Raw genomic sequence first — 23,542 nt, 5'->3', positions numbered from 1 at the left:
GGGTTTACTTATGGATAAAAAACTAGAACCTTATTATTTAAGTGCGGAAACGGCATTATCTATAGTGTCTAAAAAATTCAACATAAAAATTGATATCAAAGAGGATGATATAAATTTAAGATTTAAAAAGTACGACAGAAATAACACTGATGACTCTATACAAATGAAGAATTTCTTTTTGTCGTTAGGGCTTTCTCTACAGGATATATTATTTAATAATGGTGAGGATTTACTAAATGAGCCTATGCCGATTTTACTATTAACACCAGAAATGAAGTGGATGGTGTGTGTGAGCGGCGGGCAAAAAATAAAGTTGGTAAACGCGCGCGGTGAACTCTGTTATGTTGAAATTGAAGATGAATATTTAAAAGAGTTATCTGCATTTAGTATACTACCTTTAAATAAAGTTGTTGATAGTATAAGAGTAAAAAATATCATAAAAAACTCTTTATCGATGAACAAGATTTTTTATACTAAATACTTCTTTTCATCTCTTTTTATGGCAATTTTTGCGTTAACTATCCCAGTATTTAGTAATCTGTTCTATGATAAGCTTGTTCCAAGCGCTTCGGTTTCATCTTTATTTGGCGTGGCTATAATTGTTGCTGTATTTATTGTTTTTGAGTTTATCCTTCGTACTTCGAAAGATATTTATCAGTCTATCACAGCAAGGCAGGATGACGTCGATATTGATATCGCATTTCTTGAAGCGGTACTTTATAGTAAAAAGAAAAATGGCAGATCCATGTCATCAGCATTTGTGCTATGGAATGAGTTTCAGAAAATTAAACCCGTTTTATTAAACTCGATCTTTCAACGTATAGCCGATATTCCAATATTTATTATATTTCTCATTGTTATATATGTAAATTTAGGTCTGGTTGTTATTGTACCTATTACCATGTTTATCGTCTCTATTATTATTTCCCTCGTTAACCACCATTATACTAATGAGTTAATGAACAAACAAAAAGAAGGACAGAAGAACAGGAATATTTTTATCTCAGAAGTTTTCTTATCTATTAAAATGATCCATACCTTAAATAATCAAGGTTTACTTTTTGATTGGGTTAATACATCAAATGAACAGTCGTATCTTAACCTGAAGATAAGGAAATTAAATCTTATCTATCAATCTATATTGGGGAGTATGTCATCTATTACCCAAATAACTATTATGGTAATAGCCTTTTTTATGGTAATCAAGGGTGATGTTACTACTGGCGCAATTGTTTCATCTGTCATTGTCTCTGGCCGTATTTCCGGGATCATTTCGAATTTTTCTTCTACATTAATCTCTATTTTATCAGCAGAAAAAACCGGTAAGGATCTGCTTTCTTTTTTTGATGAAGATCAGGCAGAAAAAACACCGGCATTACAGTCAATATCAAAGTGCAATGGCGATATCTCTATCCGGGGCGTGAGTTATCAGTATGATGCTCAATCTCCGATGATTATTAACCGACTGTCTATAGACATACCTGCGGGGCAACGTGTCGCGGTGGTAGGCGAATGCGGAGCAGGAAAAAGCTCATTACTGGGAATGCTATCTGGCTACCTTTCGCCAACAGACGGTGCCATTTTATATGATGGATATAACTTAGGACATTTATCGCAGAACTTTTTTTCTCAGCATTTAAGCGTGGTGACGACACATGATGTTTTATTCACCGGAACCATTGAAAGTAATTTCGCGTTAAAACCGCAAAACGACAGGGGCCGGGTACTCAAGGCGCTTCAGCTGGCGAACTGTGGTTTTATCTTGCAACATCCTATGGGGCTGAAGTTTCCGGTGAATTTTATGGCTAAAAACCTGTCATCCGGACAGCAGCAGCAGTTATTATTAGCACGTAGTCTGAGTAGTGACGCCAGCGTCTTTTTATGGGATGAACCAACATCAAATCTGGATGAGAATACCGAGAAGCAAATTTTTGATAACTTAGATGAGTTTATTCATGGGAAAACGTTGATCATGGTGACGCATCGTCGATATCTGATAAAGTATTTTGACCGGGTCCTGGTAATGAAAGGTGGAAAAATAATCCGTGATTGTTCTCCGGATAAATTATTAATGTAAAATAAGCAGCGCTTGTCGCTGTTATCAGGTGGTACTGCTTAATAAAAAAGACCCGTTGCACAAACGGGTCTTTTTTGTCATTTAACGAGTCGGCAACGTCTTCAATAAGTTTAGCTCGATTCTGTTAGGGCTATTCCACTTGCCATTTTTGGATAACCACACCTGGCGGCCCTCATCAACGGCAATGCGAGGGACGTGATGGTTCGCAAGGCTACCCCTGGCGCGCGATTCCGCGTTGAGATAACCGGTGGGCGACTTCAGCGGCAGCGATAGCCTATCAGGTCAGCACCATCGGCCATTCTGGTGGGGTCTGGCTCATCGTTTCGACCATTACGGCTTCAATGTTATGCCAGATCGCAGCGAGATCCATCATGGTAATACCGAGTAAACCGGTGGCAAACCAGCAGGCGGATACTACGCCCAGACCGCTACTGATCACCGCCAGACCAATATAATCTGATTTACGGAAACGGATATTGAGCGTGCTGGCTAAAAACATGAGCACGGCGCTCAGCAGTTGCCAACGGAGAAGAACGACACCAGTGGTTATGGCAGCCATGAAACATTTCCTCTGAATAGACCTTTGTCCAGGACAGCGCGGCGTTGCTCCCGGGAAGCATGGGATATTCTGGCTATCGACGGACGTCACATCAACATCGAATGAAACATTGTTTCTATTTCATTGTTTTTGTGAACTATATCACAAAAACCAGCTTGTTCGCCAGATCGGCAATGTATTTTTTGTGCGTTTTATAACCGTATTTTTTGTGTGACTTCTACGCGTCCGTAGAGAAACTGCCGGAAAGCAAAGATGTATTATTACTACTCTTTTATTTTTTTTCGTGAAATTCAGACCTGATAAAAATATCAAGTTATTTATCAAAAGAAAGGAGTAAAGATGTATACCCCATCGTTTACTTGAGTATAAATCTGATATTGTCAAAAATATTTAGCGTCCTGCCAGGTATGCGAGAGAGATTGCGCGTAGTTATTAATGGTAAATGTTGATCGGTAAAAGTCTGTTGCTAATATTGATAAATTCATGCACCGTAAACCTCCGTTTGGTTCACGTCTTATTTTGCCAATAATAGTCACAAATAATGCAGGGAAATAGGCTGAAAATGAGTCAAAGCACACGACGCAAGGTGTTGAGATTTCTCGGAACGATCATTGTGGTGTTACTTCCTGTATTGCTGGCGATCTGGTTTGCTCATATCCGGGCAGTCTCTGAAACCAGAAATCAGTTACATTCATTTGCGCAGTTGGTATTAGATAAAACGGAGCGGGTTATCCTGCAAGCAGATTTAGCCCGCGATGCTGCTGAACAATATCAGGGGCAAGCCTGTACGCCAGCCCATCAACAGCGAATGCTGAATATTATCCGCGGTCGTTTGTACATTAATGAGTTGATTTATGCTAAGGGCCAGCGTTTTCTATGCTCTACGGTTATGACGCCAACAAGTCCTTATTTTATTCCCCGCGCTGACTATAAACGAAAGCCTGACATCGCTATTTATTACTATCGTGATACGCCTTTTTTCAACGGTTATAAAATGACATATATGCAGCGGGGAAACTATGTCGCGGTTATCAATCCCTTATCTTATAGCGAGGTGATGTCAGACGATCCGGCGTTGGCCTGGGGAATGTATGATACGGTGACCAACACCTTTTTCTCCCTGAGTGAACAGGCGCAGGCTGATCAGCTATTACCTTTGGTACGACGGAGTGAACCTGTGTTCCAACAGGGTGAGCGTTTTTATACTCTGGTTAAATCAGCAAAACGACCGGTTGCCGCGATTGTTTCAACCTCAAAGCAACGCTTTTACCAGAACCTCTTTCATCAGCTTACGTTAACGCTACCGTTAGGGATCATCTGTAGCATTATCATCTTATTTATGTGGTCACGATCCCGGCAGGCATATTACTCACCGCGTCGATTGCTGCAACGGGCCATTACCAGGCACCAGCTTTGCCTTCATTATCAGCCGATCATTGATATCCGAAACGGGACATGTGTAGGTGCCGAAGCGCTATTGCGTTGGCCGGGCTATCACGGTCCGGTGATGAGCCCGTGCGAATTTATTCCGCTGGCGGAAAAAGAGGGGATGATTGAGCAGATCACCGATTATGTCGTCGAAGAGGTATTTAATGATTTAGGTGGTTTTCTGGCCGCGCACCCGCATCTTTATGTCTCTATCAATCTCTCTGCCGCTGATTTTCTCTCTTCCCGGCTAATTGTGATGATTCATGAAAAAACGCGTCAGCATTCAGTGCTTGCGCAACAGATAAAAGTTGAAGTGACCGAGCGCGGATTTATTGATGTGCCTAAAATGACGCCGATTATTCAGGCGTTTCGCCAGGCGGGATACGAGGTGGCAATTGATGACTTTGGTACCGGCTATTCGAACTTGCATAACCTGTACTCATTAAATGTCGACCTTTTAAAAATTGATAAATCTTTTGTCGACACGCTAACCACTAATAGCGCCAGCCATTTGATTGTGGAACATATTATTGAAATGGCGCAAAGTTTGCGGCTAAAAATCATTGCGGAGGGGGTTGAAACGGCTGAACAGGTTAGCTGGTTGCTAAAACGCGGCGTTCAGTATTGTCAGGGATGGCACTTTGCGAAGGCGTTACCGCCGCAGGAATTCATCGCCTGGTTACAACAAACGCCCGCGCCTCTGACGATACGCGGGCAGAGGCCCTACAGGCGGTGACGGTAATCGCTGGGAGTGCGATCGAACTCGCGGCGGAATACACGCGAGAAGGTTTGCTGCGATACATAGCCCAGGTCCATCGCGATATCAAAAATCGGGCGCTCGGTCGTTCGTAGCTCAACGGCCGCCAACAGGAGACGGCGCTGGCGAATATACTCGCCTAATGTTTGATGCGTTACCGTACGAAACATCCGCTGCAAATACCACTTGGAGTAGCCCGATTTTTTTGCCACCACATCAATGTTTAGCGGTTGGTCGATATGTTCATCAATCCATTCGATAAGGGTCTGAATTATCTGCTGATGCGACATATTGTTGCCTCTTAAACAGTATTCGATTCGTCGTTTTGTCTGCGGGCGAGTATAATTCCTCAAGTTAACTTGAGGTAAAGCGATTTATGGAAAAAAAATCTCCCCGTTTAAAAGCCTTACTGACGCCGGGGGAAGTTGCGAAACGTAGCGGTGTTGCTGTGTCCGCCCTGCACTTCTATGAAAGCAAAGGGCTAATTACCAGTATCCGTAATAGCGGTAACCAACGGCGATATAAGCGTGACGTGTTGCGTTATGTCGCGATTATCAAGATCGCCCAGCGTATCGGCATCCCGCTGGCAACTATCGGCGACGCGTTTGGTATCTTGCCGGAAGGGCATACGTTAAGCGCGAAAGAGTGGAAGCAGCTCTCATCGCAGTGGCGCGAAGAGTTAGACCGACGTATTCATACGCTGGTGGCGTTGCGCGATGAGCTGGACGGTTGTATCGGCTGCGGCTGTTTATCGCGTAGCGACTGTCCGCTGCGAAATCCAGGCGACAGGCTTGGCGAACACGGGACGGGCGCCCGGCTGCTTGAAGATGATTAACATGCACTCGGCCATCGGGCTGAGTTCACCTAAAACTAAAGCGCCGCTAAGGGCGCTTTAGTTTGTTTCCGGTCTTTGTCTTTCGCTCTATCCCGCTGATTACAGGAGGGTTTCCCCCGACGTCAACACCCCTCATATCGAGCACGTGGTGGAGGTTCCGGTTTGTGTTGATACTGTAAGTGTAAGCGACGACGCCCTGTTCGCCAGCGAAATGCTGATTTTTTAGCCGAAATTTTTACGGCAACTGCCATAATTTTCTATAGTTAGTTGGCATACCTTACAGGAGACAGCCATGCTGACGGTGCACCATTTAAATCAGTCTCGTTCGCAGCGCATCTTGTGGGCGCTGGAAGAGCTGGCGTTGCCTTACCAGATTGTGCGTTACCAGCGTGAAAAGACCATGCTGGCGCCGCCGGCATTGAAAAAAGTGCATCCGCTGGGCAAGTCTCCGGTTATCGAAGATCATGGTATGGTTATTGCGGAATCGGGCGCCATCCTGGAATATTTGCAGGACACTTACGACAGTATCGGACGCTTTAAACCTGCGGATGCGCAGGGGAAACAACACTATCGATTCTGGCTACATTACGCTGAAGGTTCGCTCATGCCCTTGCTATTGATGAGACTGCTCTTTACCTCTCTGGGTAAACCGCCGGTCCCATTGGGCCTGCGAACGTTGGGCGGCGTTATCGGTAAGGGCGCGCAAAAAGCGTACCTCAATCCGCAACTGGAAACCCATGCGCGCTTTATTGACGGGCATCTGGCAAATCACCCCTGGTTTGCCGGAGAGCAGTTAAGTATGGCGGATATCCAGATGAGCTTCCCGCTATTTGCGCTGCTTGCCCGAGGCGGAATCGCTCATCTCGACCATATCAACGCATGGAAAGCGCGGGTAGAAATGCGTCCAGCCTGGCAGCGAGCGATTCAGCAGGGCGGTCCGTTTACCATTCCCGGCGGATAATGGCGTTTTTGTGAGCAGATTGCGCAACGTATTTGCTAACAGCGATGCGAAAAATTGTTGCTGGATTGCGCAGGGACGATAACGTTTGCGCATCGTCTGGCTATTTATTGAGCATACTAAGCAGAAAAGCATAAAAAGCGGCAAAGTTCAGTTGAAAAAGCGTTGATGATCGCTGGATAATCGTTTGCTTTTTTTTGCCACCCGTTTTGTATACGTGGAGCTAAACGTTTGCTTTTTTGCGGCGCCCCGGTTGTCGTAAATGTAGCACAAGGAGATAACGTTGCGCTGTTAGTGGATTACCTCCCACGTATACCGACGAATAATAAATTCTCAGGGGATGTTTTCTATGTCTACGCCTTCAGCGCGTACCGGCGGTTCACTCGACGCCTGGTTTAAAATTTCACAACGCGGGAGCACCGTTCGCCAGGAAGTCGTTGCTGGCTTAACCACGTTTCTTGCGATGGTTTACTCCGTCATCGTGGTGCCAGGGATGCTGGGTAAAGCCGGGTTCCCGCCTGCTGCCGTCTTTGTAGCGACCTGCCTGGTCGCAGGCGTCGGCTCTATCGTTATGGGGCTTTGGGCGAATCTGCCGCTGGCTATCGGTTGCGCTATCTCGTTGACGGCGTTTACCGCGTTTAGCCTGGTCCTGGGGCAGCATATTAGCGTCCCGGTCGCGCTTGGCGCCGTATTCCTGATGGGCGTACTGTTTACCGTTATCTCCGCCACCGGCATTCGTAGCTGGATTTTGCGTAACTTGCCACAGGGCGTGGCCCACGGAACCGGTATCGGTATTGGCCTGTTTTTGTTGCTGATTGCCGCCAACGGCGTCGGCCTGGTCATTAAAAACCCGCTGGATGGCCTGCCGGTCGCGCTGGGCGATTTCGATACCTTCCCGGTGATTATGTCGCTTGTGGGTCTGGCTGTTATTCTCGGTCTGGAAAAGCTGAAAGTCCCCGGCGGCATTCTGTTGACCATTATTGGCATTTCTATTGTGGGTTTGCTCTTCGATCCTAACGTCCATTTTTCCGGCATTTTCGCCATGCCTTCGTTGAGCGATGAAAACGGCAACTCACTGATCGGCAGCCTGGATATTATGGGCGCGTTAAACCCTGTCGTTCTGCCAAGCGTACTGGCGCTGGTGATGACGGCGGTGTTTGATGCGACCGGCACGATCCGTGCGGTCGCAGGGCAGGCTAATCTGCTGGACAAAGACGGACAAATTATCGATGGCGGCAAAGCGCTAACCACCGACTCCCTGAGTAGCGTTTTCTCCGGCCTGGTCGGGGCAGCGCCAGCCGCGGTGTATATCGAGTCTGCGGCCGGTACGGCGGCGGGCGGTAAAACGGGCCTGACGGCGATTACCGTGGGCGTGCTGTTTTTGCTGATCCTGTTTCTTTCGCCGCTCTCTTATCTCGTTCCCGTCTACGCAACTGCCCCGGCGCTCATGTATGTCGGTCTGCTGATGCTGAGTAACGTGGCGAAAATCGATTTTGCTGATTTCGTCGATGCGATGGCGGGGCTGGTAACGGCCGTATTTATTGTACTGACCTGTAACATCGTCACCGGGATTATGATCGGCTTTGCCACGCTGGTCGTCGGGCGTCTGGTTTCCGGTGAATGGCGTAAGCTGAATATCGGAACTGTCGTCATTGCGGTCGCGCTGGTCGCTTTTTATGCCGGCGGCTGGGCTATCTAGTTCTGCCTTCATTCTGAAAAACGGGCGGCGTTGGTCGCCCGTTTTCATTTTCAGGACACATCACGTTACCTTTTGCGTTAATCTGAAGAAGGTGAAACCGAGGCATGATGCCTCTCTCCATCATAAAAAACATCGCAAACAGGGAACGCATGGAAATTTTCTTCACAATACTCATCATGACCCTTGTGGTCTCGCTGTCGGGGGTATTTACGCGTGTATTACCCTTCCAGCTTCCTTTACCCCTTATGCAGATCGCCGTTGGCGCGCTGTTGGCGTGGCCGACGTTTGGTTTGCATGTGGAATTCGACCCGGAACTCTTCCTGGTGCTGTTTATTCCGCCGCTGCTGTTTGCGGATGGCTGGAAAACGCCGACCCGTGAATTTCTTGAGCATGGACGAGAGATTTTCGGGCTGGCGCTGGCGCTGGTCCTGGTAACGGTCGTTGGAATCGGCTTCCTGATTTATTGGCTGGTGCCCGGCATTCCGCTGATCCCCGCCTTTGCACTGGCCGCCGTGCTGTCGCCGACCGATGCGGTAGCGCTCTCCGGAATTGTGGGCGAGGGGCGTATCCCGAAAAAAATCATGGGCATTCTGCAGGGAGAGGCGTTAATGAACGACGCCTCCGGTCTGGTATCGCTGAAATTCGCCGTCGCGGTGGCGATGGGGACGATGGTCTTTACCGTCGGCGGCGCGACGCTGGAATTTTTTAAGGTCGCTATCGGCGGTATTCTGGCGGGTTTTGTAGTCAGTTGGCTGTATGGCCGCTCGCTGCGTTTTTTGAGCCGCTGGGGTGGCGATGAACCCGCGACTCAAATCGTCCTGCTGTTTCTGCTGCCCTTCGCGTCTTACCTGATTGCCGAACATATTGGCGTCTCAGGCATCCTGGCCGCGGTTGCCGCCGGGATGACCATCACCCGTTCTGGCGTAATGCGCCGCGCGCCGCTGGCAATGCGTTTGCGCGCGAACAGTACCTGGGCGATGCTGGAATTTGTCTTTAACGGTATGGTCTTTCTGCTGTTGGGACTGCAATTGCCAGGGATTCTGGAATCTTCGCTGGCGGCGGCGGAAGCTGACCCGAATGTCGAAACCTGGATGCTCTTTACCGATATCGTGCTGATTTATGCGGCATTGATGCTGGTTCGCTTCGGCTGGCTGTGGACCATGAAAAAGTTCAGCCTGCGCTTTTTGAAGAAGAAACCGATGGAGTTCGCCAGCTGGACGTCGCGTGAAATTCTGATTGCTTCCTTCGCTGGCGTTCGTGGGGCGATCACCCTGGCTGGTGTGCTCTCTATACCGTTACTTTTGCCGGATGGCAGCGGATTTCCGGCGCGTTATGAACTGGTATTCCTGGCGGCTGGCGTCATTCTGTTCTCGTTATTTGTCGGCGTGATCATGCTGCCGCTGCTGTTGCAACATCTGGAAGTCGCCGATCATGCGCAACAGTTGAAAGAGGAGCGTATCGCCCGTGCGGCGACGGCGGAAGTGGCGATTGTTGCCATTCAGAAAATGGAAGAGCGTTTGGCGGCGGATACCGAAGAAAACATCGATAATCAGTTGCTTACTGAAGTAAGCTCGCGTGTCATTGGTAACTTGCGTCGCCGTGCCGATGGGCGAAATGATGTCGAAAGCTCCATACAGGAAGAAAACCTGGAGCGACGTTTCCGTCTGGCGGCGCTGCGTTCCGAACGCGCCGAGTTGTATCATCTGCGCGCCACGCGAGAAATCAGCAATGAAACATTGCAAAAGCTGCTGCACGACCTGGATTTGATGGAAGCGCTACTGATAGAAAATCAGTAGTCCTTGTGGCCCGGTGGCGCCATGCTTACCGGGCCTACAAGTAGGCCGGATAAGGTGCTTGCGCCGCCATCCGGCAAGGGTTTTAACCCATGGCTTACGGTTGTTTCAGCCAAAACCCTTCGCAACAGGTTAACCATGCCCGAGCGCTGTGCGACAGATACACGCCCTCTCGCCAAATCATGCCCAACTGCCAGCGGAGATCGCTTTCCAGCGGTAGCCAGCGCAGCGTGGCCTTATCCAGACGCTGACAAATTGGCTCCGGCAAAATGGCGATGCCGACGCCCGCTTGCACCATGGCGGCGAGAAAATCCCATTGCCCGCTGCGCACGGCAATCCGTGGTTTTACGTCATGCTGGCTAAATAAGGTCATCAACTGGCGGCTCAGGGCAAAGTCTTCGTTATAGATAAGAAGAGGATGCTCCGCCAGAGCTTCAGGCGCGATGGAGTCGCCGGTTGTCCACTGACCGGAACGGGGAACCAGCACGCACAGCGGATGGCTGAACAGCGATAACGTCGTCAGCCCGCTCGCTTCTTCCACCGGGAGCGCGGTCATCGCAACATCCAGCTCGCCATTCATTACCGCCTGCTGTACCGTCAGGCCGCCAAACTCCGAAATTTTGAGTTCAACGCCAGGGTAGCGTTGTCGAAACAAACTGATTGGCCCGGCCATCAACATGCCGACCATCGGGGGAATACCCAGCCGCAGCACGCCCTTATTGAGATGGTTAATATCGCTCAACTCAGCCTCTAACTGGCGAAACTCAGCGAGGATCGCCAGACCGCGTTCAAACACCACGCGTCCGGTATCGGTCAGCAATAACTTACGTCCGTCGCGGATCAGTAGCGTACAGTTAAGCTCATCTTCAAGATTTTTCAGCATCTTGCTAATGGTGGGCTGGGTGACAAATAACTTCTCCGCTGCGCGGGTGAAACTTTGCTGGCGCACCACCTCGACAAAATAACGCAGCGTTCTGATATCCATGATTATTCCTTCCGACTATGCCTGCAATGATTTTAATTCATTTCTGCCCGTGACGGAGGTTCTCTATACTGGCGCTCCGTATTATTTTTCAGGACATTCCCTCATGGCTGTGGCGATAAGCCGCGTTACGCCTGTCGTTGTGCAACGACTCCAGGTACCGGTTCAGGTACTGCTCTATGCAGGTTTATTCATTTTTTCCCAATATCTTGTCTCCTGGCTGCACCTGCCGTTGCCCGCGAATCTGGTCGGCATGGTGCTTATGTTGGCGCTGATCGTTTGCCGGATTATTCCGCTTAGCTGGGTACGCGCAGGCGCACGCTGGCTGCTGGCGGAGATGCTGTTATTCTTTGTTCCCGCCGTCGTGGCGGTAGTGAACTATGCCCATCTGTTACTGGTGGACGGCTGGCGCATTTTCTCGGTGATAGCGATCAGTACCTTAATGGTACTCGGCGCGACGGCGTGGGTGGTGGATAAAGTGTATCGCTATGAGATGAGTAGGCTAAACCGTGAATAACGTTCAGTTAAGCGTACTGTGCCTGGTGATTACGCTGGGGATTTACTTCGCCAATAAGCGTCTGTATCGCCGTTTTCGCAAACTGCCGTTGATGCCATTAGTGTTGACGCCGGCACTGCTGGTGTTAATGCTGGTGTTCGGTCATATCTCCTGGCAAAACTATATTGGTGAATCGCACTGGCTATTGTGGCTGCTCGGCCCGGCGACTATTGCCTTTGCGGTGCCGGTGTACGATAACCTCGCGATTATCAAACGTCACTGGATGTCGCTCACCGCGGGCGTAGTGACGGCGACGGTGGTGGCAGTCACCAGTTCCGTTTGGCTGGCGCGTCTGTTCACGTTATCGGATGAGATTCAGCGTAGTCTGGCGGTACGTTCCGTTACTACGCCGTTTGCGCTGGCGGCGGCAGAACCCTTGGGCGGGCAGCCAGATCTGGTGGCGCTGTTCGTGGTCGTCACTGGCGTGTTTGGCATGGCGGTCGGCGACGCGCTATTTTTGCGTCTCTCTATCCGGGAAGGCATGGCAAAAGGGGCAGGATTCGGCGCGGCGTCACATGGGGCGGGCACGGCGCGTTCCTATGAACTTGGTCAGCAGGAGGGCGTCGTCGCCAGTCTGGTAATGATGCTGTCCGGCGTGGTGATGGTGCTGGCAGCCCCGCTGGTGGCGAGGGTGATGTTCTGATTTTCCTCCGACCCACGGGGCCGGAGGAAACGGTAAGATTAATGCGCACGCCCTTGTTGTACGCCGAATCCCGTTTGGGAGCGGATAAACTGAGCGCGGAACTGCTCACGTTCACGGTTGCCTTCTGCCGAGTTATCGGTGGCCGAGAAAAACCAGATCCCCAGGAACGCCACGCTGATAGAGAACAGCGCCGGATACTCATACGGGAAGATCGCTTTTTCATGGCCGAGGATCTGCACCCAAATGGTAGGGCCAAGAATCATCAGCACCACCGCTGTCAGTAAACCTAACCAGCCGCCCAGCATAGCGCCGCGCGTGGTCAGTTTTGACCAGTACATGGAAAGCAGAATGATGGGGAAGTTGCAGCTCGCGGCGATAGCAAACGCCAGGCCCACCATAAAGGCGATGTTCTGATTTTCAAACAGGACGCCGAGGATAATGGCGATCACGCCCAGCACCAGGACGGTGATTTTCGACACCTTCAGCTCTTCACGTTCGGTTGCGCCTTTGCGGAACACGTTGGCGTACAAGTCATGCGACACCGCCGATGCGCCCGCCAGCGTCAGACCGGCGACCACTGCCAGAATGGTGGCAAACGCCACTGCCGAAATAAAGCCGAGGAACAGGTTGCCGCCTACCGCGTTGGCCAGATGTACCGCCGCCATGTTATTGCCGCCAATCAGCGCGCCCGCGGCATCTTTATAGGCTGGATTTGCCCCCACCAGCATGATAGCGCCGAAGCCGATAATAAAGGTCAGAATGTAGAAATAGCCCATAAAACCGGTGGCATAGAACACGCTCTTGCGCGCTTCGCGGGCATCGCTGACCGTAAAGAAACGCATCAGAATATGCGGCAAGCCGGCGGTGCCGAACATCAGTCCCAGACCCAACGACAATGCCGAAATCGGATCTTGCACCAATCCTCCTGGGCTCATAATCGCCGTGCCTTTCGGGTGTACCGCCATGGCTTCGGTAAACAGATTATTGAAGCTAAAGCCGACGTGTTTCATCACCATAAAGGCCATAAAACTGGCGCCAAACAGCAACAGGACGGCTTTGATAATTTGCACCCACGTTGTCGCCAGCATCCCGCCGAACAGCACGTACATCATCATCAGCACGCCGACCAGCACCACAGCGATGTGATAGTTGAGGCCGAACAGCAGTTCAATCAGTTTACCGGCGCCGACCATTTGGGCGATGAGATAAAGCGCCACCACTACCAGGGAGCCACAGGCCGAAAGAATACGGATTGGCCCCTGTTTCAGGCGATAAGAGGCAACGTCAGCAAAAGTATAACGTCCCAGATTACGCAGGCGCTCGGCAATCAAAAACAGGATGATTGGCCAGCCGACAAGGAAGCCCAGCGAATAGATCAGCCCGTCATAACCGGAGGTAAACACCAGAGCTGAAATGCCGAGAAATGACGCGGCGGACATATAGTCGCCGGCAATCGCCAGGCCGTTCTGGAACCCGGTGATATTGCCGCCAGCGGTGTAGTAGTCGCTACGGGAACGTACGCGTTTAGAGGCCCAGTAGGTAATACCGAGCGTAAACACGACGAAAATCAAAAACATGATAATCGCCTGCCAGTTGGTGGGCTGGCGTTCAACCGCGCCGCTAATGGCATCCGCCGCATGAGCGGCGAAGGGGAGTGCGGCGGCGAGCGCCGTCAGAACTCTCTTCATAATGCTTTCACCTCATGCAGTACGGCGTTATTAAGACGATCGAATTCGCCGTTCGCCCGCCAGATATAAATTCCGGTCAACACAAAAGAAATCACAATCACCCCGACGCCAATGGGAATTCCTCGGGTGACGCTGGTTCCCGCATGTAGAGGCGTGCCCAGCCAGCCAGGCGCGAAGGCGATCAGTAAAATAAAGCTGATATAAACCGCCAGCATGATAACCGACAGAATCGTGGCAAACCGTTGCCGTTTTTCAACTAATTCCCTGAAACGCGCACTGTCTTCTATCCGCTGATAAATTTGGTCATTCATCACAGAGCTCTCCAGAGGTCCCCCTGCGTCTTTCGCGCTACAGGCGCGTTGGCCGCACTCGCTCGCCCCAGCCACATAGTGAACTATGCTGCTGAGGGTGTGCTCGCTTGCCGCCTTCCTGTAACACGAAATCCTTTGGGGGAGGGTTTTTTATATTTCCCTCTCCCGGTTTGAGAGAGGGCAGGGGTAGGGTCGTAGGCCGGATAAAACGCGTTCGCGTTGCCATCCGGCATTTATGGTTATGACGGCATCGCGATGGCCTGCTTCTCTTCGAGCAGTTTCTCCACCACGCCAGGATCGGCGAGAGTCGAGGTATCGCCCAGATTGCTGGTATCGCCCGCCGCGATTTTGCGCAAAATGCGGCGCATAATTTTGCCGGAACGGGTTTTTGGCAGTGAGTCGGTCCAGTGCAGCACGTCCGGCGTCGCCAGTGGGCCAATCTCTTTACGTACCCAGTTGCGCACCTCCGCGTACAGTTCTGGCGACGGCTCCTCGCCGTGGTTGAGCGTCACATAAGCGTAAATCGCCTGGCCTTTGATAGCGTGTGGAATACCCACCACCGCCGCTTCGGCGATCTTCGGATGCGCCACCAGCGCCGATTCGATTTCCGCCGTACCCAGACGGTGGCCGGAGACGTTTAACACGTCATCCACGCGACCGGTGATCCAGTAATAGCCGTCTTCATCGCGACGAGCGCCGTCGCCGCTGAAATACATATTCTTAAAGGTAGAGAAATAGGTCTGCTCAAAACGTTCATGATCGCCGAACAGAGTGCGCGCCTGGCCCGGCCAGGAATCGGTGATGACCAGATTGCCTTCCGTCGCGCCTTCTTGCGGATGGCCTTCGTTATCCACCAGCGCAGGCTGTACGCCAAAGAAAGGACGGGTGGCGGAACCGGCTTTCAGTTCGATAGCGCCTGGTAGCGGCGTGATCATAAAACCGCCTGTTTCAGTCTGCCACCAGGTGTCGACGACCGGACATTTTTCCTTGCCGATCTTCTTCCAGTACCATTCCCACGCTTCGGGATTGATCGGCTCGCCGACGGAACCCAGAATGCGCAGTGAAGAACGGTCGGTGCCTTCAATGGCTTTATCGCCTTCCGCCATCAGCGCGCGGATAGCCGTCGGGGCGGTATAAAGAATGTTGACCTGGTGTTTGTCGACCACCTGGCACATGCGAGCGGGCGTTGGCCAATTCGGCACGCCTTCAAACATTAAGGTGGTCGCGCCGCAGGCCAGCGGGCCATACAACAGATAGCTGTGCCCCGTCACCCAACCCACATCGGCGGTACACCAGTAAATATCGCCAGGGTGATAATCAAAGACATACTTAAAGGTGGTCGCGGCGTAGACCAGATAGCCGCCGGTGGTGTGCAGCACGCCTTTCGGCTTGCCGGTGGAGCCGGAGGTATAAAGGATAAACAGCGGATCTTCGGCATTCATCGCTTCAGGCTGGTGCTCAGGGCTGGCTTTTTCAATCAAATCGCGCCACCACAGGTCGCGGCCTTCTTGCCAGTCAATGTCGCTGCCGGTGCGCTTCAGGACGATCACATGCTCAACGCTAGTGACATTCGGGTTTTTCAGCGCGTCATCGACATTCTTTTTCAGCGGGATACTGCGTCCGGCACGTACACCTTCGTCAGCGGTGATCACCAGCCGCGAGCTGGAGTCGATAATGCGTCCGGCGACGGCTTCCGGCGAGAAGCCCCCGAAGATCACCGAATGCACCGCACCGATGCGGGCGCAGGCCAACATTGCCACCGCCGCTTCCGGCACCATCGGCATATAAATCGCTACCACATCGCCTTTTTTAATGCCCAGATCCAGCAGCGTATTCGCGAAACGGCAGACATCGCGATGCAGTTCGCGATAAGAGATATGTTTACTCTGCGACGCGTCATCGCCTTCCCAGATAATGGCGGTGCGATCGCCATTTTCCTGCAAATGGCGGTCAAGACAGTTCGCCGCCAGATTCAGCGTGCCGTCCTCGTACCATTTAATCGACACATTGCCTGGCGCAAAGGAGGTGTTTTTCACTTTTTGGTACGGCGTGATCCAATCGAGAATTTTTCCCTGTTCGCCCCAAAACGTATCGGGGTCGTTAATAGACTGTTTATATTTAGTCTCATACTGCTCTGGATTTATCAGGCAACGATCCGCAATGTTGGCGGGAATGGCGTGTTTATGTGTTTGGCTCATGCTGTTGTTCTCCTTGTAGGATGTTAATAATATGTCGCATAAACGTTAAATGTAGGGTCTTAATAAGTTTTGTTTAGTATTTGGGCGACAGATCACGCAAAAAGGGAACTGTGCAAATAAGCAGCAATCTATTTTTTGATTGTGTCCCGCAAAATTAGATAAATTTTCGGGATAACATGACGTTATATGAAATTTTTTAAAAAAGTGATCCGTGTCCGGAAATCAGAAAAGAGAGGGAGTTTTGTCCAGGTTACTAACTCTAAAGTGGTATTTTACATACACTTACAATTGATTAAAGACAACATTTTAAGTGTGGTTATTTGTTACACATAGAGGAGATCAATGTAATAACAGTATTTGTGCGGTTGCTGTTATGGAAAACGATAAAAAATCGCCATTAAAGATAATGGCGCAATCTGGATGAGACCTCTATGGCAAGGAAAACACTACGCGCACGCCGTTTCTTCAGCCTTATATTTCCTTTTTTCTTCATTACCTCTGTTTACGCTGAGCAAACGCCTGAATCCGCAAAAACCGTTACTGTTGAAGCGAAAAATGAAATGTTCGCGCCTCAACACCCCGACCAATATCAGTCATGGAAAGCGACGTCAGAACAGTCTGCCCGTGAAGATGCGCTGGCGGAAGACCCTCGTCTGGTGATCCTGTGGGCGGGCTATCCCTTCTCCCGTGATTACAACAAACCACGCGGCCACGCGTATGCGGTAACTGACGTGCGCGAAACGCTGCGTACCGGCGCGCCAAAAACGGCGGAAGACGGCCCGCTGCCGATGGCCTGCTGGAGTTGTAAAAGCCCCGATGTCGCGCGCCTTATCCAACAAGAAGGCGAAGACGGCTACTTCCATGGCAAATGGGCGCGCGGCGGCCCGGAAATTGTCAACGATTTGGGCTGTGCCGACTGTCATAACACCGCGTCGGACGATTTCGCCCAGGGGAAGCCAGCGTTAACGTTGTCGCGCCCCTATGCCGAACGGGCGATGGAGGCTATCGGCAAACCGTTTGATAAAGCGGGACGATTTGATCAGCAATCGATGGTCTGCGGTCAGTGCCACGTGGAGTACTACTTTGACGGTAAAAACAAAGCCGTTAAATTTCCGTGGGACGAAGGCATGAAGGTCGAAAATATGGAGCAATACTACGACACTATCGCCTTCTCTGACTGGACTAACTCTCTGTCGAAAACCCCGATGCTCAAAGCGCAGCACCCGGAATATGAAACCTGGAGCGCGGGCATTCACGGTAAGAACAACGTGACCTGTATCGACTGCCACATGCCGAAAGTACAGAACGCCGAAGGCAAGCTCTACACCGACCATAAAATCGGCAACCCGTTCGACAATTTCGCGCAAACCTGCGCCAACTGCCACACCCAGGACAAAGCGTCCCTGCAAAAAGTGGTCGCCGAGCGTAAACAGGCGATTCATGACCTGAAAATCAAGGTTGAAGATCAGCTGGTACATGCGCACTTCGAAGCGAAAGCCGCATGGGATGCGGGGGCGACAGACGCGGAAATGAAACCGATTCTGAACGATATTCGCCACGCGCAGTGGCGTTGGGATCTGGCGATTGCGTCACACGGTATTCATATGCATGCCCCGGAAGAAGGTCTACGGATGTTAGGCAGTGCGATGGATAAAGCCGCGGATGCCCGTACTAAACTGGCGCGACTGCTGGCGACCAAAGGCATTACCCATGAAATTCCGCTGCCGGATATTTCGACGAAAGAGAAGGCGCAGAAAGCGATTGGTTTGAATATGCAACAAATCAACGCGGAGAAGCAGGACTTCCTGAAAACGGTCGTACCGCAGTGGGAAGATCAGGCGCGTAAAAACGGTCTGTTAAGCCAATAACCTCACATGTGACAAATTTGCCGGATGACAGCGCAAGCGCTTTATCCGGCCTACAGAAGTCTTGTAGGCCTTAAAGCTGCGCGCCATCAGGCATTATGTAATGGAGTGAATATGAGCGTATTACGTTCGTTATTAACTGCTGGGGTGCTGGCGTCAGGCCTGTTCTGGAGCCTGAGTGGAATTACTGCCACGCCAACGCCGCAGGAGTCGGATCAACGCTGGACGGTCACCCAGCAGCGTAATCCGGATGCTGCCTGTCTGGACTGTCACAAGCCGGACACCGAAGGTATGCACGGTAAACATACGGGCGCTATCAACCCGAACAATAAATTGCCGATAACCTGTACCAACTGCCACGGTCAACCGTCGCTTCACCACCGTGAAGGGGTGAAAGATGTGATGCGTTTTAACGACCCGATGTATACGGTAGAGCAGCAGAACAGCGTCTGTATGTCCTGCCACTTGCCTGAACAACTGCAAAAAGCGTTCTGGCCGCACGATGTTCATGTTACTAAAGTGACCTGCGCCAGTTGCCATTCCCTGCATCCGCAGCAAGACACGATGCAGACGCTAAGCGAGAAAGGGCGGATCAAAATATGCGTGGATTGCCACAGCGATCAGCGTACTAACCCGCACTTTAATCCGGCGTCCGTTCCGTTGCTTAAGGAGCAGCCATGAGTTGCACCCGACGTCAATTTATTACCCGCGTCGGCGCGCTGGCGGCGGTCAGTGGGATGGCAGGACGCGTTGTAGCGAACACGTTGAATATTAATGGCGTGCGTTATGGCATGGTACACGATGAGTCATTATGCATCGGCTGCACGGCCTGCATGGATGCCTGTCGGGAAGTCAACACCGTGCCGGAAGGCGTATCGCGCCTGACGATTATTCGCAGCGAGCCGCAGGGGACGTTTCCTGATGTGAAGTATCGCTTCTTCCGCCACTCGTGCCAGCATTGCGACCATGCCCCCTGCGTTGACGTCTGCCCGACGGGGGCATCATTCCGCGATGCCGCCAGCGGTATTGTCGACGTGAATCCGGACCTTTGCGTCGGCTGCCAGTACTGCATTGCCGCGTGTCCCTACCGCGTGCGCTTTATCCATCCGGTCAGTAAGACGGCGGATAAATGCGATTTCTGCCGGAAAACCAACCTGAAAGCGGGCAAACAGCCCGCCTGCGTTGAGTCATGCCCGACGAAGGCGCTGACGTTTGGTAATCTGGACGATCCCAACAGCGATATTTCCCGTTTGTTGCGGCAGAAAACCACCTATCGTTACAAGCTGGCGCTGGGCACAAAACCGAAGGTCTACCGCGTTCCCTTTAACTATGGGGAGGTGAGCCAATGACATCCGCTTCTGCATTTCATTTTGCATCACTGGTGTGGGACTGGCCCATCGCCATCTATCTGTTTCTGATTGGCATCTCCGCCGGACTGGTTACGTTGGCGATTCTGCTGCGCCGCTTCCATCCGGAGGCGGGCGGTTCGGACAGTACGCTGCTGCGCACTACGCTGGTGTTAGGGCCGGGGGCGATTATTCTTGGTCTGCTGATTCTGGTCTTTCACCTGACGCGCCCGTGGACCTTCTGGAAGCTGATGTTCCACTACAGCTTTACCTCGGTGATGTCGATGGGGGTGATGCTGTTCCAGTTGTACATGGTAGTGCTGGTGCTGTGGCTGGCGAAAATCTTTGAAAAAGAGGTGATTGCCCTGCAACAGCGTTGGCTGCCGCGGTCAGGGATCGTGCAGAAAGTGCTGACGCTGATCGCGCCGTTTCATCGCGCGCTGGAGACGTTAATGCTGGTACTGGCGGTTCTGCTCGGGGCGTACACCGGCTTTCTGCTGTCGGCGCTGAAATCCTATCCGTTCCTGAATAACCCGATCCTGCCGGCGCTGTTTCTGTTCTCCGGGATTTCCTCCGGCGCGGCGGTGGCGCTGATCGCCATGGCGTTACGCCATCGTAGCAACCCGCACAGCACTGAAGCGCGCTTTGTGCATCGCATGGAGGTTCCGGTGGTATGGCTGGAAATTTTCCTGCTGGCGGCGTTCTTCGTCGGTCTGGCGTTGGGCGATGACGGCAAAATGCGCGCGCTGGTGGCGGCACTGGGCGGCGGATTCTGGAGCTGGTGGTTCTGGCTTGGCGTGGCTGGGCTTGGGCTGATACTGCCGATGTTGCTAAAACCCTGGGCCAACCGCAGTTCGACGTTTCATGGCGTGCTGGCAGTATGCGGCGCCAGCCTGACTGGCGTACTGCTGCTGCGCTTTTTCATTCTCTATGCGGGTCAGCTAACCGTTGCGTAAGGTGATATCTGGACGTTCTCCTTCCTGAAGCCGGTTTTCTGGCACTGTTATTAAGCCTCGGGGTCAACGTGTTGACCCCGCTTGCCGTGTTGATGGGTGTCCGTCAGCGCTGGCAGGGCGTGATGCGCCTGGCAAGCGTGGGCATATGGACGCAGTTTGCGCTGCTGCTGCTGGCTTTTGCTATTCTGGTATTCTGCTTTCTGACCAGCGACTTTTCGGTGGTCTATGTTGCTCAGCACAGCTACAGCCTGCTGCCGTGGGGATTAAAACTGGCGGCGGTGTGGGGCGGCCATGAAGGGTCGCTGCTGTTGTGGGTGCTGTTTCTTTCCGGCTGGAGCGCGCTGTTCGCTCTTTGCTATCGGCGTGATTCTGACCCACTGTTTCCGCTGACGCTCAGCGTCCTGTCAATGGTGACGGCGCTGTTGCTGCTGTTTGTGGTGGTCTGGTCCGATCCATTCGCACGTATTTTTCCGCCTGCTATAGAAGGACGAGACCTTAACCCGATGCTGCAACATCTTGGGTTAATCCTCCACCCGCCGCTGCTGTACCTGGGTTACGGTGGTTTGATGGTAGCCGCGGGCGTGGCGCTGGCCTCACTGCTGCGCGGTGACTTTAACGCGCAGAGCGCCTGGGTGTGCTGGCGCTGGGCGCTGCCCGGCTGGTGTGCGCTGACGCTGGGGATAATCCTCGGTTCCTGGTGGGCCTACTGCGAGCTGGGCTGGGGCGGCTGGTGGTTCTGGGACCCGGTCGAAAATGCCTCCTTATTACCCTGGCTCTCCGCCAGCGCGCTGCTGCATAGCCTGTTTGTCACGCGTCAGCGTGGGATCTTCCGCCACTGGTCGCTGCTGCTGGCGATACTGACGCTGATCCTCTCGTTGCTGGGAACGCTGATTGTGCGTTCCGGCATTCTTGTTTCGGTACATGCCTTTGCGCTGGATAACGTGCGCGCCGCGCCGCTGTTTGCGCTGTTTAGCGTATTGAGCCTGGCGTCGCTCGGGTTGTACGCCTGGCGAGGCCAGCAAATTCGCCAGAATGCGCGTTTTGGCGGCTGGTCGCGTGAGATGCTTATTCTGGTCGCGCTATTACTTTTTTGCGCGGTGCTACTGATTGTGCTGATTGGCACGCTCTATCCGATGATTTACGGGTTGTTCGGCTGGGGAAGGCTTTCGGTGGGCGCGCCCTATTTTAATCGCGTCACGCTGCCGTTTGGCCTGCTGATGCTGGTGGTTATCGTGCTGGCGACAATCAGAAGCCGCAAAGTCTCTGTGCATCGTCAGCTTCCGGCGTTGCTGGCGCATACGGGCGTATTTATCTTCGCCGCCGGGATCATGGTTTCCAGCGGCAGTCGGCATGAAATCAGTCTTAACCTCAGCCCCGGGCAGCAGGTGGTACTGGCGGGCTACATTTTCCGCTTTGAGCGTCTGGATCTGGAAGCCAAAGGCAACTACACCAGTGAAAAAGCGCGGATCACGTTGTGGCGGAATGAAAAACGCATTGGCAGCCTGCAGCCTGAAAGGCGCTTCTATGCCGCGCGTCGTCAACAGATGATGGAGCCGGGGATTCACTGGAACCTGCTACATGACTGGTACGCGGTGATGGGCGAAAAAACCGGACCTGACCGTTACGCCATGCGCTTATACGTGCAGACCGGCGTGCGCTGGATCTGGGGTGGGGGATTGTTGATGGTGTGTGGCGCGCTGCTGAGCGGATGGCGAGGGAGGAAGCGTGATGCGTAAATTACTCACAGCATTGCCGGATGGCGGCGTAAACGCCTTATCCGGCCTACAGGATGCGCAAACCGTAGGCCGGATAAGCGTAGCGCCATCCGGCAGAAAGTTTTTACTCTTAACGATCGTCCTGTTTTTAATCACCTTCGCCACCCACGCCCAGGTGGTGGATACCTGGCGCTTTGACAATCCGCAACAGCAGGAAAAAGCGCTGTCTATTGCCAGTCAACTGCGCTGTCCGCAGTGTCAGAACCAGAATTTGCTGGAATCCAATGCGCCCGTGGCGGTCAGTATGCGCCATCAGGTTTACAGCATGGTGGCCGAAGGTAAAAGCGAAGCGGAAATCACCGCCTGGATGACCGACCGTTATGGTGATTTCGTACGCTACAACCCGCCGTTGAATGAGCAAACGCTGCTGTTGTGGACGCTGCCGTACCTGCTGTTATTGCTGGTGGGGGTGGTGGCCTGGCGGGTGAGAAAGCGTCAGCACGCAGAAAAGGGGGAACAATGAGCCAGTCTGAACACTCCACTGCGCCGTTACGTCCCATGCCCGTAAAGCGTCTGGCGGCTGCGGCGGTGTTGATGGTGGCTGCCTGTGTCGGCGGCTATCTGTTGACGCCGAAATGGCAGGCTGTGCGTAGCGAGCAACAGCGTCTGGCCGATCCGCTACGTGACTTTTCGAACCCACAAACGCCAGAGGCGCAGCTTTCCAGGCTGCAAGAAAAAATCCGCGCCAATCCGCAGGATAGCGAGCAATGGGCGCGGCTGGGCGAGTATTATCTCTATCGCAACGTGTATGACAATGCGCTGCTGGCATATCGTCAGGCGTTGCGTCTGCGAGGCGATAACGCGCAGCTTTTCGCCGCGCTGGCAACGGTGCTGTATTACCAGGCCGGGCAACATATGACGCCTGCGACGCGTGAAATGATTAATAAAGCGTTAGCGCTGGATGCGACAGAAGTGACCGCGCAGATGCTGCTGGCGGCGGATGCGTTTATGCAGGCGGATTATGCGCAAGCCGTGTCGCTGTGGCAAACCTTACTGGATGCCAACTCGCCGCGAGTGAACCGCGCGCAGCTGGTAGAGGCCATTAATTTGGCTAAATTGTTACAAAATCGGCAGAAATAATTTTTTCTTTTTTGTGACTTTTGTCATGTGTGCTGT

At 52.4% G+C, this 23,542-nt stretch carries 19 protein-coding genes and 1 pseudogene; 14 read left to right on the top strand and 6 right to left on the bottom strand.

From position 1 onward, the window contains the following. The first annotated feature begins 10 nt into the window (after positions 1–10). Positions 11–2,077 carry an SPI-4 type I secretion system protein SiiF gene (gene siiF / locus J4617_RS12795; RefSeq protein WP_000358566.1) on the top strand — a complete coding sequence of 689 codons (2,067 nt, stop codon included), beginning with the start codon at positions 11–13 and terminating at the stop codon, positions 2,075–2,077. Positions 2,078–2,354: 277 nt separating this feature from the next. Here the strand turns inward: siiF and J4617_RS12790 are convergent, their stop codons facing one another. Beyond that, complete coding sequence (locus J4617_RS12790) at positions 2,355–2,636, bottom strand: YjcB family protein (protein ID WP_000719058.1); 282 nt, start codon at positions 2,634–2,636, stop codon at positions 2,355–2,357. 562 nt (positions 2,637–3,198) lie between these two features. Between J4617_RS12790 and J4617_RS12785 the strand changes: the two genes are divergently transcribed. After that, positions 3,199–4,800 carry an EAL domain-containing protein gene (locus J4617_RS12785; RefSeq protein WP_017465937.1) on the top strand — a complete coding sequence of 534 codons (1,602 nt, stop codon included), beginning with the start codon at positions 3,199–3,201 and terminating at the stop codon, positions 4,798–4,800. Here J4617_RS12785 and soxS read toward each other — a convergent pair. Continuing rightward, positions 4,788–5,111, bottom strand: a complete 324-nt coding sequence (soxS, locus tag J4617_RS12780; RefSeq protein WP_000019483.1) for a superoxide response transcriptional regulator SoxS — start codon at positions 5,109–5,111, stop codon at positions 4,788–4,790. The two genes, J4617_RS12785 and soxS, sit on opposite strands and share 13 nt — an antisense overlap. An 86-nt stretch (positions 5,112–5,197) precedes the next feature. On the opposite strand from soxS, the gene soxR reads away from it, so the two are divergent. The 4 genes from soxR (at position 5,198) to J4617_RS12760 (ending at position 10,109) form a co-directional block, all read left to right on the top strand. Further along, positions 5,198–5,656: a redox-sensitive transcriptional activator SoxR gene (soxR, locus tag J4617_RS12775; protein WP_000412686.1), complete on the top strand. Its 459-nt coding sequence runs from the start codon at positions 5,198–5,200 to the stop codon at positions 5,654–5,656. Positions 5,657–5,948: 292 nt separating this feature from the next. Further along, positions 5,949–6,617 carry a glutathione S-transferase gene (locus tag J4617_RS12770; protein WP_000958575.1) on the top strand — a complete coding sequence of 223 codons (669 nt, stop codon included), beginning with the start codon at positions 5,949–5,951 and terminating at the stop codon, positions 6,615–6,617. A gap of 346 nt (positions 6,618–6,963) precedes the next feature. Continuing rightward, positions 6,964–8,313, top strand: coding sequence for a guanine/hypoxanthine transporter GhxP (gene ghxP / locus J4617_RS12765; protein ID WP_000106907.1), 1,350 nt, complete (start codon positions 6,964–6,966; stop codon positions 8,311–8,313). A gap of 149 nt (positions 8,314–8,462) precedes the next feature. After that, positions 8,463–10,109, top strand: a complete 1,647-nt coding sequence (locus J4617_RS12760) for a Na+/H+ antiporter (RefSeq protein ID WP_001536604.1) — start codon at positions 8,463–8,465, stop codon at positions 10,107–10,109. Positions 10,110–10,203: 94 nt separating this feature from the next. On the opposite strand, the gene J4617_RS12755 is transcribed toward J4617_RS12760, so the two are convergent. Continuing rightward, positions 10,204–11,091 carry a LysR family transcriptional regulator gene (locus J4617_RS12755; protein WP_000354963.1) on the bottom strand — a complete coding sequence of 296 codons (888 nt, stop codon included), beginning with the start codon at positions 11,089–11,091 and terminating at the stop codon, positions 10,204–10,206. Between the two features lie 103 nt (positions 11,092–11,194). Between J4617_RS12755 and J4617_RS12750 the strand changes: the two genes are divergently transcribed. Then, positions 11,195–11,605, top strand: coding sequence for a CidA/LrgA family protein (locus J4617_RS12750; protein ID WP_000257349.1), 411 nt, complete (start codon positions 11,195–11,197; stop codon positions 11,603–11,605). Beyond that, positions 11,598–12,287, top strand: coding sequence for an LrgB family protein (locus tag J4617_RS12745; RefSeq protein WP_001067096.1), 690 nt, complete (start codon positions 11,598–11,600; stop codon positions 12,285–12,287). Before J4617_RS12750 ends, J4617_RS12745 begins: the two co-directional genes overlap by 8 nt. A gap of 38 nt (positions 12,288–12,325) precedes the next feature. Here J4617_RS12745 and actP read toward each other — a convergent pair whose 3' ends face one another. From actP to acs, 3 genes are all read right to left on the bottom strand, one after another. Next, positions 12,326–13,975, bottom strand: coding sequence for a cation/acetate symporter ActP (gene actP, locus J4617_RS12740; protein WP_000832536.1), 1,650 nt, complete (start codon positions 13,973–13,975; stop codon positions 12,326–12,328). Then, positions 13,972–14,286, bottom strand: a complete 315-nt coding sequence (locus tag J4617_RS12735; RefSeq protein WP_000999620.1) for a DUF485 domain-containing protein — start codon at positions 14,284–14,286, stop codon at positions 13,972–13,974. The genes actP and J4617_RS12735 overlap by 4 nt, the downstream gene beginning before the upstream one ends. Positions 14,287–14,525: 239 nt before the next feature. Then, entirely contained in the window at positions 14,526–16,484 is a 1,959-nt protein-coding gene (gene acs, locus J4617_RS12730; RefSeq protein ID WP_000083877.1) for an acetate--CoA ligase, read from the bottom strand. 431 nt (positions 16,485–16,915) lie between these two features. Between acs and nrfA the strand changes: the two genes are divergently transcribed. From nrfA to nrfG, 6 genes and pseudogenes are all read left to right on the top strand, one after another. Further along, complete coding sequence (nrfA, locus tag J4617_RS12725; protein WP_000101771.1) at positions 16,916–18,352, top strand: ammonia-forming nitrite reductase cytochrome c552 subunit; 1,437 nt, start codon at positions 16,916–16,918, stop codon at positions 18,350–18,352. A gap of 111 nt (positions 18,353–18,463) precedes the next feature. Beyond that, the gene (gene nrfB, locus J4617_RS12720) at positions 18,464–19,030 is read left to right on the top strand and encodes a cytochrome c nitrite reductase pentaheme subunit (protein ID WP_000115065.1); all 567 of its coding nucleotides are present in this window, start codon (positions 18,464–18,466) and stop codon (positions 19,028–19,030) included. Beyond that, positions 19,027–19,698, top strand: a complete 672-nt coding sequence (gene nrfC / locus J4617_RS12715) for a cytochrome c nitrite reductase Fe-S protein (protein ID WP_001278030.1) — start codon at positions 19,027–19,029, stop codon at positions 19,696–19,698. The genes nrfB and nrfC overlap by 4 nt, the downstream gene beginning before the upstream one ends. Further along, positions 19,695–20,651 (top strand): cytochrome c nitrite reductase subunit NrfD, encoded by a 957-nt coding sequence (gene nrfD / locus J4617_RS12710; protein ID WP_001661784.1) that lies wholly within the window; start codon positions 19,695–19,697, stop codon positions 20,649–20,651. Before nrfC ends, nrfD begins: the two co-directional genes overlap by 4 nt. A gap of 8 nt (positions 20,652–20,659) precedes the next feature. Next, a pseudogene (gene nrfF / locus J4617_RS12705) lies at positions 20,660–22,889 on the top strand (heme lyase NrfEFG subunit NrfF). Further along, on the top strand, positions 22,886–23,506 hold the full coding sequence (gene nrfG / locus J4617_RS12695; protein ID WP_017465940.1) for a heme lyase NrfEFG subunit NrfG: 621 nt from the start codon (positions 22,886–22,888) through the stop codon (positions 23,504–23,506). Before nrfF ends, nrfG begins: the two are co-directional and overlap by 4 nt. Positions 23,507–23,542 lie beyond the last annotated feature (36 nt).

Source organism: Salmonella sp. 32010601201800023SM (assembly GCF_017572235.1).
Lineage (GTDB): Bacteria > Pseudomonadota > Gammaproteobacteria > Enterobacterales > Enterobacteriaceae > Salmonella > Salmonella enterica.
The sequence above is the reverse complement of the archived record's forward strand: the minus strand, read 5'-3'. Positions and strand labels throughout refer to the sequence as shown.

Excerpts from the sequence above, each read along its gene's own strand:
- siiF (WP_000358566.1), top strand. The coding sequence starts at position 11 with ATGGATAAAAAACTAGAACCTTATTATTTAAGTGCGGAAACGGCATTA.
- J4617_RS12790 (WP_000719058.1), bottom strand. The coding sequence starts at position 2,636 with ATGGCTGCCATAACCACTGGTGTCGTTCTTCTCCGTTGGCAACTGCTG.
- J4617_RS12785 (WP_017465937.1), top strand. The coding sequence starts at position 3,199 with ATGAGTCAAAGCACACGACGCAAGGTGTTGAGATTTCTCGGAACGATC.
- soxS (WP_000019483.1), bottom strand. The coding sequence starts at position 5,111 with ATGTCGCATCAGCAGATAATTCAGACCCTTATCGAATGGATTGATGAA.
- soxR (WP_000412686.1), top strand. The coding sequence starts at position 5,198 with ATGGAAAAAAAATCTCCCCGTTTAAAAGCCTTACTGACGCCGGGGGAA.
- J4617_RS12770 (WP_000958575.1), top strand. The coding sequence starts at position 5,949 with ATGCTGACGGTGCACCATTTAAATCAGTCTCGTTCGCAGCGCATCTTG.
- ghxP (WP_000106907.1), top strand. The coding sequence starts at position 6,964 with ATGTCTACGCCTTCAGCGCGTACCGGCGGTTCACTCGACGCCTGGTTT.
- J4617_RS12760 (WP_001536604.1), top strand. The coding sequence starts at position 8,463 with ATGGAAATTTTCTTCACAATACTCATCATGACCCTTGTGGTCTCGCTG.
- J4617_RS12755 (WP_000354963.1), bottom strand. The coding sequence starts at position 11,091 with ATGGATATCAGAACGCTGCGTTATTTTGTCGAGGTGGTGCGCCAGCAA.
- J4617_RS12750 (WP_000257349.1), top strand. The coding sequence starts at position 11,195 with ATGGCTGTGGCGATAAGCCGCGTTACGCCTGTCGTTGTGCAACGACTC.
- actP (WP_000832536.1), bottom strand. The coding sequence starts at position 13,975 with ATGAAGAGAGTTCTGACGGCGCTCGCCGCCGCACTCCCCTTCGCCGCT.
- J4617_RS12735 (WP_000999620.1), bottom strand. The coding sequence starts at position 14,286 with ATGAATGACCAAATTTATCAGCGGATAGAAGACAGTGCGCGTTTCAGG.
- acs (WP_000083877.1), bottom strand. The coding sequence starts at position 16,484 with ATGAGCCAAACACATAAACACGCCATTCCCGCCAACATTGCGGATCGT.
- nrfA (WP_000101771.1), top strand. The coding sequence starts at position 16,916 with ATGGCAAGGAAAACACTACGCGCACGCCGTTTCTTCAGCCTTATATTT.
- nrfB (WP_000115065.1), top strand. The coding sequence starts at position 18,464 with ATGAGCGTATTACGTTCGTTATTAACTGCTGGGGTGCTGGCGTCAGGC.
- nrfC (WP_001278030.1), top strand. The coding sequence starts at position 19,027 with ATGAGTTGCACCCGACGTCAATTTATTACCCGCGTCGGCGCGCTGGCG.
- nrfD (WP_001661784.1), top strand. The coding sequence starts at position 19,695 with ATGACATCCGCTTCTGCATTTCATTTTGCATCACTGGTGTGGGACTGG.
- nrfG (WP_017465940.1), top strand. The coding sequence starts at position 22,886 with ATGAGCCAGTCTGAACACTCCACTGCGCCGTTACGTCCCATGCCCGTA.